The following is a 12,898-nucleotide window of genomic DNA, read 5'->3' as shown; positions in this document are numbered from 1 at the left end:
CTTCGACGAAGAGATCGAGGAGAATACGCTTGCCACGAACGATTGCTACATCGCCGATGGCAGCGGTCACGGCGGCCTTTCGACCGGTGCGCTCATCGCACGCGACGGGGTCTCGATGACACTTTGGACCGACCCAAACTACGGGGAATCATCGACAACCGGACTTGGAAGACTCTACCTACTCGAGCCAACCGGTACTGCATCCGGACAGTACTTTGCATCGCTGAATGAGGGCAGCCTGATCTTTCAATCGGACGGGCTAAAACTCGATCTTACACCTACTTCCGCCCCGGGGCACACGCAGCTCTTTACCTTCCCAGCCTGCCGTTTTGCCGTAGGCACAGGTGTGACCGATGGTGGTAAAGTAAATGTCGGACCCGGCGGATCGTGGGAGTTCTTCGGTGATAAGAATTCCTCCGCTCCAGTCCCGGGGGTGACATACCTCGGGGGCGGTGGTTCGATCCCGTATTATGCCTCGCTCCGAATTCACGGCGGCGCCCAGTTCCCGGCCATCTCGCTTACCGGTTCGTATGCCGATATCGAGATCATGTATGAGCAGAGCATCCGCAAGAGCACGACGGAAAATAAGCCCGGCATCCTAAGTATCGCCACCGACGGCAACTCGCTTGCGTATTGTGCCGTGAATGCTCACATTCCGGTGTTGTCCACCGAGCTGCCGGTCACCGTCGTGTCTATCTCCGGTACCGGCACAAGCACAAGCGGAACCACACTCTACTCGCACAACACAGACTACACCAATGTCCTCGACCCCGTAACACTTACGGGAGGGTTCGCACAGGTCGGATTCGGCTCACCCGGTCTGACGGCACCAGACAAGGCGGTCTTCGATGGCGGCTCGTCCAGTCGCTTTGCCTTCATTGCTGACGATCCCACGTTCGGTTACCGGGTCCAGAATATGACGTTCAGTGATTTCTATGTTCCGGCAATCCTTGTGGAGCGGCAGGCATCCTCCACGGCAGGATATGATAATGTTGAGATCTCCGGCAATAGCTTCGCAGACCGTGCAACGAGCGGAGGAACTCAGTTTCATGGCACAGTGTGGGCAAAAAACTTCAACATCGCAGGGGACGAAGGGCAGCTCAATCTTTTAACGAATCAATTCGTATCCTCAGGTCACTCACACTACAGATTCTACGCCGCCATTGAGGTTGAGAACACTACTGGCAATGTCGAATTCAATCAGATCACAGACCAGGGTTATATGGCGGGTATCTGGATTCATAGCACAGGCATTGATCCACAACAAACGCGGTCGTATCTGTGTAATAACTACATTGCAAATGTTTATGACGGCGACGGATTGGATGGTACTGGCATCACAAGTGAATACTACATCGGGTATGTGAAATTGAACCAAATCCTAGATTGTACCCGGGGGTATAGCTCTGGGTACCTTGACCAGCCTGGACTTCTCTTCTCGAGCATATCCAGCTGCTCCCGAACTGGTATTTATCAAGGGAGTTCGACAAGTGTGGTGGACTTAACGGGACTTCACGGAGGTGGAAATGATATCGCTTCGTTCGACACACTACAAGGAAATGGAACATGGACCGATCATGGCAGTCAAATCTTCCTCTATGAGGGTGCTCTTACACTCTTGGGGCACTTAGACAATGCCTGGTCACATTGGGCCGAGAATAACTTCATCGGTTCAACCGACAAACACTTTATGATTGAAGCAGGCGGTGCTGGAAGTGACCTCGGTGACATTGGTAACAATTATTGGGGTAGTGCTAGTGTAGATCCGAACAACGGGGACGGGATTACTGGAGATGGAGTAACTACAGGTCTCGGCCTGTGGAACACTAGTTCGAGTACTGATTCCTACTGCAAGAACATTGCATACAGCACTACATCCACGAGTGCTCTCACGAGCGAATCCGGGATTACGGGCATAAGTTGCGGCGGCTCGTTTCAACAAGCTGGGCAGAATTCCGCCCCGCGAGTTGAGAAGCCCGCAGTCGCTGACAGTTGTAGCCAATGGTATCTTTGGACATACCGCCGCCCTGAGAACACCGATGAGTATCGAATGCAGTACGACACATTGAGGCGTTTCATTGAGTCCTGTGCAAACACACCCGGTTCATACCATGCTTTTGCGACACTCAGCGGGGCCGCGCAGCTGTATGATCCGACAGACACGTTTCGCTATGCAAGGTTCAGGGAGTGGTTGCTTTCGGTCCTGTATCTGAACACGACCGACCCGCTATATTACTGCACTTGCGTCGGTGTGATGGCAGGCACATTCACCTTCGGTCCTGTAAATCCTCCGAATGCCGCACTCGCTATCTGGAAGTACCTGATCGATTCCAGCAATTGCTCCAAGAGTGATTTCCAGGACTTGTATGACAATACTGTTCGCTCACGCCACGACAGTTGGCTGAGAGGGGATACCACCATCCCCGAAGACACCACACTTCCAACCCTCGATCAGCTTGGGCTGGATGCCATCCGACATCACGTGAGCGGCGTGCCTAACTCGGGACAGTTATCCTCGACGTATCTGGCTTCCTTCACCGGAACGCCAAACCCCTTCACGAAGGAGACCGAGCTCACGTACGTGCTCAATCGCATGGCCTATGTCACGGTCGCGATCTACGACCCATTGGGACGCATGGTATGGGGTGACGGCAAGGGCCGCTCACTCGATGCAGGGGTGCATACCATCCGCATCGATGGCACCGGCTTGCCGAGCGGCACACTCTACGCCCGCATCTCGACCGGCTTTGGTGAGGTGAAGACGGTGAAGCTAGTGCATCAGGAGTAGTAACGAGTTGAAAGTAACGAGTAACGAGCGGGGCGGCTTCGAGAGGGGTCGCCCCGTTTTGTATGGTGGTGGGCGAGAGAGCGGGCGAGGCGTGCCTCGCCCCTACGGGTGGGTGGTGGCGTGGGGATGCTGCGGCTGCGCGAAAGGGATTCTTCGGCTGGTGCTTCAGAATGACAGGCGTGCGAAAAGGGGACGGAATGAGAGTCCGCCCTACTGCCTTCTGCATTACGTCCGGAGGACCGAATGAAACATAGCCCACGATATCAATCGTGGGCGGGATTGACGGCAAACGACCGTTGGCATTCGACCATCGACGACCGACCATCGACCATCGACTCCTCATTCGGTTGTAACTTTGTACTTTCCATTATCTATCTAATTATGGCATTCTCAAAGATCACAGTGTTTGCAGGTATCTGTATGATCGGCGCAGCGGCGCTTGTTGGTTGCAGCTCGAGCAAGTCGTCGAGCGATTCATCGAAGAGCGGAGCGGGCGCCCAATCGAACGTTGTTACGACGGCCTCGGGCCTGAAGTATGTCGATGAGGTAGTCGGCAACGGTCCGCTGCCACAGACCGGCCAGCGCATCACAGTGAACTACACAGGCAAGCTCACGGATTCGACCGTGTTCGATTCAAACGTACTCGAGCAGTTCGGCCATGTGCAGCCGTTCCAGTTCATGCTTGGCCGGGGCCAGGTTATCAAGGGATGGGACGAAGGCCTCTCGACGATGCACGTCGGCGGCAAGCGTAAGCTCATCATCCCCGCCGAGCTTGCATACGGCAACCGCGCCGTTGGCGATAAGATCAAAGCTAACTCGACGCTCGTGTTCGAAGTCGAGCTGCTGAAGGCGGAGTAACGCACCTTCCCGAGCCCTCGCCCACGACTAAAGTCGTGGGCTATGTGTCATTCGGTCCTCCGGACGTCAATACGTTCTTCGTCCTTCGGACCGAATGATACATAGACCGGGGTTTTAACCCCGGGCGGGCGTTCGGCAAAGACCTATCCCGATCAATATGCCCACGACTCACCATACCGAGCAGCACTTCACGTCCGGCGAGATCGTCCGCGATATCGTCATCGGGATGTCCGATGGACTGACGGTACCGTTCGCGCTGGCAGCCGGGCTGTCGGGGGCGATCGATTCGTCGGGGATCATCATCACGGCGGGTCTTGCCGAGATTGCGGCGGGTTCGATCGCAATGGGGCTCGGCGGCTACCTTGCTGCTCGCAGCGACTCCGAGCATTATGCAAGCGAACGCAGAAAAGAACAGGAGGAGGTCGTTCGCATTCCCGATGTCGAGAAACACGAGGTAGCCGAAGTTTTCGAGCAGTACGGAATAACGAGTGCCGAAAGCGCGCAAGTTGTCGAGGCCCTGGCTCGTGACCCGGAAAAATGGGTCGATTTTATGATGCGTTTCGAGCTCGGCCTTGAAGAGGTGCACCCGAAACGTGCCCGCAACAGTGCAGCGACGATCGCAGTGTCGTATGTACTCGGCGGTTTGGTCCCACTCTCGCCCTATATCTTTATCGAGTCGGCCCGGAATGCCCTTGTGGTGTCGGTGATCGTCACGCTTCTCGCGCTGTTGGTCTTCGGGATTATCAAAGGTCGTTTTACCGGCGCTCACCCGATCCGGTCCGGATTTCAGACGATGCTCATCGGCGGATTGGCCGCTGCCGCCGCCTTCCTTATCGCCCGTTTGATCGCCTGAGGCTGCTGCCTTCCGAGTACCGGGCCCCCTTTCTTAATTCTGTGCTCGCAGTTCCCAATTCCGTTGTATCTTTGTTTATTCAACCAAGGACTCAGCACTATGCAATTGTACCTCAAATGGGCGGTTTTTGTCGCCGCAGCCGGTATCCTGATCAGACTCATCATGTTTTTCGCCGGCATTTCGATCGACCCATCGATGCAGTGGGTGCAATGGATCGGCACCGTCATCGGGCTAGCACTCGTGTTCCTTGGTGTGCGTGAACGAAAAATGCAGGATCCCTCCGCTTTCACGTTCGGCACCGGTTGGGTCACCGCATTTATGATTTGCTTGCTTGCCGGCGTGATCAGCGCGCTCTGGGTCTTTGTCGATGCATCGTTCATCGAAACGGACATGATCGATAACGCCCGCAAGATGCAGGAGGCTGCGATGATCGCACAAAAGATGCCTGCCGATCAGATGAAGCAAGCAAAACCCATGATGGATTTCTTTATTAGTCCGAGCGGATTCGCCATTTCGACGGTATTCATGTACCTCATCGGCGGTGCGCTGGTTGGACTCTTGATCGCTCCGATCGTCAAAGCGATCGGTGGCAACGCCGGAGCGGAACCCCAGACTCCGACTGCGGCCGGCATGTAATACACGCATACTCGAGAGCATTCCGCAGAGGCGTCGATAGTATTGCCCGGCTCCGGCGGGACTCGAGACACAGAGAGAGATATGAACACATTTCGCATCGCTCGTGCAGCGACAATGGTTGTCGTGTGCATTCTCGTATTCGCAACCTCCGCTCTGGCGCAGCAGGTCACATCGATCGACGTCGCGCAGTTGCGGTTTCTGCAAAAGGCACAGAAGATCGTTGCGGCTGTCAATAACCACGATGTCGATGCCATCGAGGCCGATTTCGACCCCGTGATGAAGCGCGAGCTTCCGGCCGATAAGCTCAAACCGCTGCTCTGGCAGATGACCGAGGAGCTTGGTACCGTCGAGATGCTCGGTGACGTGCGCATCAAGTGGAAGGATGTTGCCATTATCCCAGTGAAATTCCAAAAGGGGATTCTCGACCTGCAACTTGCCATCGATTCGGCCGACCATATTTCGGGGTTGTATTTCATCCCCCACAAAGTCGAAGCCCCGCTGCCGACACGCAACTCCGTGAAACTCTCGCTTCCGTTCAAGGGCCGATGGAATGTGGTCTGGGGCGGCGATACAAAAGAGCAGAACTTCCACCACGACTCGAAGAACCAACGATATGCTATCGACTGGAATGTGACCGACCAGATCGGCAAAAGCTATAATGGCGAGGGAAAATCGGACAGCGACTTTTTCGCCTGGGGAAAAGATATCCTTTCCCCGGCCGACGGGACCGTTACCGATGCGATCGACGGCGTTCGTGACAACGACCCCTTCAGCGCGAACGAACATGAAGCGCTTGGGAATGCCATTGTTATTAAGATCGCCGAGAACGAGTACGTGGTGCTGTCGCATCTACAGCGCGGCAGCGTGTCGGTGAAGGTCGGGGACAAGGTATCTCGCGGGCAGGTCATTGCCAAGTGCGGCAACTCGGGAAATTGTGTCGAGCCGCGGCTGCAAATGCATTTGCAGAATACGCCTGTCATGCAAGATGCATACGCGATTCCGATGTTCTTCGACGAGATCGGCGTCCAACGAAAAAAAGATATCGAGCACGTCGAGAAAAACTACGCGCCGGTACGCGACGAGTGGGTGCAGAATAAGTAGGCGGGACGCTGTTGTCTGTCTGGTGGAAGCGAAGAATCCCGTCGAGCGTGCCGGGACTGTTCGCCCATATCCCGAAGGGATTCTTCACATCGCTTCGCTCAGTTCAGAATGACGTAACACACCTGTCCGGCCCCTCGGAATTATCCCTTCCGCGTTTTCGTATTACTCCCTTCTATTCCATCACTCATACACACTATGTTTCATCGCTTCATCACGGCGCTTGTCCTGACCGCTCTCATCGTACCACTGGTTCATGCCCAGGCTCCGGTTCTATATCAGGAAACGCATCTTGTCGATCCCGCAGAGCGCGCACCGCGCGAGCATCCGCTCGACATGCAGCGCATGAAGATCGAAGTCTCGTTCGAACCGGCCAAAAGCAAAGTGATCGGCCGTGTCACGCACTACTTCACGCCGATTCGTTCGAGCGTGGACTCGGTCTATTTCGATGGCCCCGGAATTACCATCAAGAAAGCGCTGCTCAACGGGAAACCGCTTCGGTTCGTCTCGACGAGCGACGGGCTGAGCGTATTTCCGTCGTCCCCGATGCATTGGGGCGAGAACGATTCGATCACGTTCGAATATGAGTGTACGCCGCGCAAGGGTATTTACTTCATCGGCTGGAACGACCCGAAGAATCTTTCGCGCAAACAGATCTGGACGCAAGGCGAAGGCACCGATAACCGCTACTGGATCCCGTGCTACGACGACTGGGATGACAAGCTCATCACCGAGACGATCGTGAAGTTCGATAAGGATTACGAAGTGCTCTCGAACGGCACCAAGCTCGCCGAGAAGGATAACGGCGACGGCACCAAGACGTGGCACTATAAGATGACGCATCCGCATTCGGCATATCTCGTGATGCTCGGTATCGGCAAGTACGGCATCGAGCACCGCAAAACGAAAGCGGGTGTGCCGGTGAATTTGTACTACTATCCCGAGCATCCGGAGTACGTGAAGCCGACGTACAAGTATGCCACCGAATGTATCGACTTCGTCGCCAACTGGACAGGCGTGCCGTTTCCGTGGGAGTCGTACTCGAACATTCCCGTGCAGGACTTTATCTACGGCGCGATGGAGAACACCACCGCCACGATCTACGGCGACTTCTACCTCAACGACGAACGTGGCACGCTTGACCGAGGCTATCTTGGCGTCGATGTGCATGAACTGACGCACCAGTGGTTCGGTGACTATATCACCATCCGCAACGGGCCGAACATGTGGCTGCACGAAAGCCACGCCACGTTTTTCCCGAAGCTCTTCACACGCGAGATCTTCGGCGAAGATGCGTATGAGTGGAATCGCCGCGGTGAGCATAATGCAATGCTTTCGGCCAACGATGCCGATCGTTTCCCGATCGTGCATGTGAAGGCGGGCGGGTCTCGCATCTATCCGAGCGGATCGGCGGTCATCGGCATGATGCTTTATTGCTTCGGCGAGGAAGAAATGCGGCACGTCTATCACTATTACCTGACGCACCACGCATATAAGAACGTCGAGACGAACGATCTGTATCAGGCTTTTCAGGACACGCTCGGCCTCTCGCCCGATTGGTTTTTCGAAGAGTGGCTCTATCGTGGCGGTTATCCGATCTATGATGTGAGCTACAAAGCGCATTCGAACGAGACCGACATTACCGTTTCGCAAACCCAGCATACCGACGAGCTGACGAAGCTCTTCAAAATGCCGATCGTCTTCGAAGTACATTATACCGACGGGACGAAGGATTCGGTGCGGGAGTGGATCGAGCAGCAGACGCATACGGTCGTTGTTCCGAACTCCTCGGGCAAAACGATCGCGTATGTGCTCTTCGATCCGGGTGACGAGATCGTCAAGAAAGTGAATTTCAAGAAGTCGTTCGACGAGCTGAAAGCACAGGCGCTCGGTGCGCCGAAGATGCTCGATCGCTACGATGCGCTTGTCGCGCTGCGTGACGATTCGTCGATCCCGTCGAGCGACCGTCGCTCCGTGTTGGTGCAGGCATTCGATCACGAACACTACGAAGCAACACGTTCCGAGATCGTGAACCAGCTTTCGAGCGATAACTCGCCGGAAGCCCGTGCCATCATTCGCCGTGCGATCAAAGACTCGGTACTCGGCGTTCGTCAGGCGGCGCTCAATGCGTATCGCTTCATCCCGAGCGATCTTGAAAGCGATATGGAAGTCCTGTTGAAGGATTCGTCGTACGCAACGATCGCCACTGCGCTCGATAAGCTCTGCGAGAGCTTCCCGCAGAACACGGCGAAGTACCTCGACATGACGAAGGATGTCGACGGCATGGAGCACAAAGTCCGTCTGAAGTGGCTCGAGCTCAAGGCGCAGGGAGGCGATCAGGCGGCCATCGATCAGCTTGTCGATTACGCAAGCATCTCCTATGAGTTCATCACGCGCCAGGCGGCCATGAGCGCGCTGCAACGGTTGAACTACCTCAACGAACCGCTCGTCGCAAACCTCATCGACGCGCTGCTCTCGACGAACAACCGCCTCGCCGGTTCGGCGAACGCCGTGCTCGCGAAGTACTACGAACAAACGAAATTCCGCACGATGATGATGACCTACTACAAGTCGAAGTCGTGGGAGCCGTGGCAGAAAGAGATCATTGATCGGGTGATCAAGTAACTCTTTCGTTGGATATGGTTTGTGGAAGGGGCACAGGGTTGTGCCCTTTTTTTTTGCGCCGATGAATGATTCTCGGGTGTCCTCTGATATATAGGGTAGGGGACTGAACACCACTGAAGTGTTTGTAATGTTCGTTTCGCCATCTTAAGAAACAAACCGTGGCTGAAGAATAGATAGTGCTAACAAGAGTCTATGAATAGACTACTCAGACATGGTCTTTGCCTCACGCTTTGTCTACTCTCTATGCTGAGTAGTAGGTCTACCGTGGCACAACTTCGGTTTGGGACCCCCATCCAATTGTCAATTGACTTGCCGATCTGGATTGATTATCACTATGAGGTGAATGGTGCTACGACCACCTCTTATGATACAACAAAGCTTTTTGAATTCGGCTACGGGTTAGGACCGGCTTCCCAGATGACGGGCTATCGAAGCACAGGGGACACGGTTGATCTGTGGTTTGCATCTTCCGGGAGTCCTTTCTATTCAGATGATGATCACGTCCACATTGTCGTTGACCCAGGCGCGGCTATTGTTGAGACGTTGACAATTGATTACCACGTCGACTATGACTATCGCGACGAGCAACATCATACTACATGCCATATTCATGCTCGACCGTTTCCGTATGTGACCGATTCGCTCGGATCACCGCATGCACTTATGACGAACACTCAATGCTATGCAGAATTTGATACGATGCAGTTCACTGTCTTCAATCAAAAGCCTTTAAGCGATACGTCGTATTCACTCGAGACCTTCCACTTCGTTAAAATGGCCCCGGATACTGTACCCTCACGGTTCGTGTTCTCGATATCCGTGGATTCCTCGTCTTTGTTGACTCCGTCGAGTCCCGCGATTGACCGTTCAGCTTTGAAGATATTCTACGTCTTGGAGAGCGGTGAGATCAGCATAAATATTCCCCGGTTGAATCATCCTGAGACCCTGGTTGTGAGTGATGTTCTGGGACGGATTATGAAGAGTGAGCAGATAAGTATAACTCCTCAGGCTCTCTCATTGAAACGCTCGGTCCTTCCCCCCGGCCTCTACTTCGCTCGCCTCGGCGAGCTGACAACGTCGTTCGTGGTGCCGTAACGCGGTTGGTTCTTTCATGACGCTCAATTTCCCACGTTCAATTCTTCCGGTGGTATCTTTGTTGTGCTTGCTTCGTAATTCATCCGCCGATTGCGTAGGTACATACTCGTTGCATTCATCCTGATCGTCTGCTCGGCTGCCGTGCGGCCGCTGCGTGCGCAGGAAGCTGACTCGGCCGTCGCTCCTGCCGAGGCGGTCGATTCATTGCACCATTCCTGGTTCTATCATTTTCTGTTCGATTCGACGTTTGCAAGCCGTGTGCCGGTCTCGGGCGACTTCGATCACATCGATCAGATCGTGCACTATGTGGGCGGACTGACCGTCATCGATATCGCACACAATGCATTTGCCGGCGAGATTGCAGATTCCAATTGTGTGGCCCGCTTCGTCGATATTCGTTGCTCCGACGAACAGGAATACACCGAGATCGAGCGAAGCGCCGACGATACCGTAGATGTGCGCATCTATCAGCGTGACCGCAGCACCGGCGGCAAAGGCGGCAAGCCGATCTTCGAGCATCAGTTCACCGCCGATAAGACCGATGAGATTCGCATCCATCTGCGTGGCGAAGATGATTATGCCATCGCGCGTGGTTCGGTTGCATCGAGTATCGATGTTGCGGTGGTCGGTGGCAGCGGAAACGACGAGTTGGTCGATAGTTCGCGTGTGAGCGGCTATCTGTGGCATATCTTGCCGATCGCAAAAGATCAGAAGAAAACCTACTTCTTTGGTGAGCCGAACGAGACGAACTTCGTCTATTCGCCGAGCACGGTGATCGACAGTAAGCACTCGGTCTTCGACGACTCGGACGTCGCAGAGCCGCTCGTGCGCGATTGGGGCCATGCGTGGCACTATCACCCTTCTCTTGGCTTCACGACGGATGACGGCGCGATCACCGGTGCCGGCGGCACGCTCATCGAATATGGATTCCGAGATATCCCGAGTTTCATGACGATGTCGCTTGAGGGCGTATTCGCGACTAAAGCAAAGCACTATGATGTGCGGCTCAATACGACATTCTACAATGTGCTCGGTGGTGAGTTGCTGCTCGATGCACATGCATCGACGCTCGGAAGGCTTGGGTTCTTCGGCTATGGTAATGAGACGACGCTCGAGTCGGCCCGATACGACACGAACGATTATCGCCTGAACGAACGAGCCTTCTCGTTTGCGCCGACCTACAAACATTCGATTGTCGAGAATACATCGCTCTGGGGCTCGGCAGCGATCCGTTCGGTTACGGTGGACGGTAATCCATATCGTGACTCGACCTTCCTCAAGCGCCGCCATGACTATGGCGTCGGAACGCTGAATACTCTTGCGCTCTCCTATGGGGGTGTGTTCGATTCTCGCAACGGCTTGCATGCGCCAACCAGCGGACTCTATGCAGCATTTTCCGGCGAATGGGTGCCGGAGGTATTGGATAATACATACGCGTACACTCGCTTGCATACCGATATTCGCGGCTATCTCACAGCAGAGCTCGGCACACCGGTGACGCTTGCCTTGCGGGCCGACGTGGAGAAAATCTTCGGCGAACATCCCTTCAATGAATCTGCATTTCTCGGCAGTGCGACGATGCTGCGCGGATATTACCGCGATCGTTTCGCCGGCGTGCAGTCATTACTCGCCTCGGCCGATCTTCGTATCCAGATTGCACGAGTACATGTATTCGAACCGACCACGATCGGTATCCTCGGTTTCATCGATGCCGGTCGCGTCTATGTCGATAACGATTTCTCGAATACGTGGCATACGTCCGTCGGCGGCGGATTGTGGTTCGCTCCGGTGACAAGCGAGCACACGGTTGCACTGACGTTAGCGCATTCGAGCGAGGCAACGCAGATATACCTCACCACGGGCTTCGCGTTCTAACGATTCGTGAACCGGACACGCACCTATATTCTTTTCGCACTTGCCGGCATTGTAGTCGGTGGTGCGTTGCCTGCCCTCCTGTATGGGTTTGCGAGTCGTTCGATGACCAATGGGATGATCATGGGTATCGCTATTGCGGTGACGCTCGCATACCTCGATCTTGAAATTCTTGCCCGGCGCCTGCGGCGAATCCCGTTTCTCTCTGCATTGGTCGTTCGCACGACGCTTCAGATCGCGGTAGTAGTATTTTATGCGGTGTTCTTCGAGCTGGGACTTCGGATGATTCGCGACGGCAGTTCGTTGCTGCAAGCATACCGCGAACCGAGCACGCAACAATTTCTCTTCGGCGGCGACTTGCTCTATATCGTCGTGTATGCACTCACGGCAGCATTCTTGATCAACATGATTCGCCAAATGAGCCGCATGCTCGGGCAGAATGTGCTCATCAATATGGTCATCGGCCGCTACGCACGCCCGATCGAAGAAGAGCGCATTTTTATGTTTCTCGATCTGGATGCGTCGACAACGCTTGCCGAGCGTCTTGGAAACATCCGGTTCCACGAACTGATCGACGATTATATCTTCGATATCACACCCGCTATCGTCGAAAGTCGCGGAGAGATATACCAATATGTCGGCGACGAGATCGTTGTCACATGGAAGCTCGACAGCCATCACCGATCTACCGGCAACTGCCTCGAGTGTTTCTTCCGCATCTGCCGTATCATGGACGAGCTCTCGCCGAAGTACCTGCAGAAATACGGGATGGTACCGGGATTCAAAGCGGGGATGCATTGCGGTACGGTGATCGCGGGGCAAATCGGCGATGTTAAACAAGAGATCGTCTTCCAGGGCGACGTCGTCAATACATCCTCGCGTATCAAAGAGAAATGTCATTCACTCGGCGCGATCATTCTCGTCAGTCGCGAACTTCTCGATGCCCTCCCGATGGAACGCCTGCCATATCATGCCGACCGCGTCGGTTCGTTCCTCCTCAAAGGCAAGGAGCACGAGGTGGAGTTGTACAGCGTGGCGGCGGCGTAAATTTGCATTCTTACATTCGAGTGAAT

Annotated in this window: 9 protein-coding genes; all 9 read left to right on the top strand. The window is 54.7% G+C overall.

The window, feature by feature from the left end:
- Nucleotides 1–2,788: T9SS type A sorting domain-containing protein (locus tag JSS75_14745; GenBank protein ID MBS1904960.1), on the top strand; the 2,788-nt coding region annotated here is incomplete at its 5' end.
- A gap of 381 nt (nucleotides 2,789–3,169) precedes the next feature.
- Complete coding sequence (locus JSS75_14740; GenBank protein ID MBS1904959.1) at nucleotides 3,170–3,646, top strand: FKBP-type peptidyl-prolyl cis-trans isomerase; 477 nt, start codon at nucleotides 3,170–3,172, stop codon at nucleotides 3,644–3,646.
- Nucleotides 3,647–3,803: 157 nt separating this feature from the next.
- Complete coding sequence (locus JSS75_14735; GenBank protein MBS1904958.1) at nucleotides 3,804–4,499, top strand: VIT1/CCC1 transporter family protein; 696 nt, start codon at nucleotides 3,804–3,806, stop codon at nucleotides 4,497–4,499.
- A 99-nt stretch (nucleotides 4,500–4,598) separates the two neighbouring features.
- Entirely contained in the window at nucleotides 4,599–5,135 is a 537-nt protein-coding gene (locus JSS75_14730) for a DUF4199 domain-containing protein (GenBank protein MBS1904957.1), read from the top strand.
- Between the two features lie 81 nt (nucleotides 5,136–5,216).
- Entirely contained in the window at nucleotides 5,217–6,236 is a 1,020-nt protein-coding gene (locus JSS75_14725; protein MBS1904956.1) for a peptidoglycan DD-metalloendopeptidase family protein, read from the top strand.
- Nucleotides 6,237–6,431: 195 nt separating this feature from the next.
- On the top strand, nucleotides 6,432–8,858 hold the full coding sequence (locus JSS75_14720) for a hypothetical protein (GenBank protein MBS1904955.1): 2,427 nt from the start codon (nucleotides 6,432–6,434) through the stop codon (nucleotides 8,856–8,858).
- 309 nt (nucleotides 8,859–9,167) lie between these two features.
- Nucleotides 9,168–9,953, top strand: coding sequence for a hypothetical protein (locus tag JSS75_14715; GenBank protein ID MBS1904954.1), 786 nt, complete (start codon nucleotides 9,168–9,170; stop codon nucleotides 9,951–9,953).
- Between the two features lie 90 nt (nucleotides 9,954–10,043).
- The gene (locus tag JSS75_14710; protein ID MBS1904953.1) at nucleotides 10,044–11,828 is read left to right on the top strand and encodes a BamA/TamA family outer membrane protein; all 1,785 of its coding nucleotides are present in this window, start codon (nucleotides 10,044–10,046) and stop codon (nucleotides 11,826–11,828) included.
- Nucleotides 11,829–11,834: 6 nt separating this feature from the next.
- Entirely contained in the window at nucleotides 11,835–12,872 is a 1,038-nt protein-coding gene (locus JSS75_14705) for an adenylate/guanylate cyclase domain-containing protein (GenBank protein MBS1904952.1), read from the top strand.
- Nucleotides 12,873–12,898 lie beyond the last annotated feature (26 nt).

The organism is Bacteroidota bacterium, assembly GCA_018266755.1.
GTDB lineage: Bacteria > Bacteroidota > Ignavibacteria > Palsa-1295 > Palsa-1295 > JAFDZW01.
The sequence above is the reverse complement of the archived record's forward strand: the minus strand, read 5'-3'. Positions and strand labels throughout refer to the sequence as shown.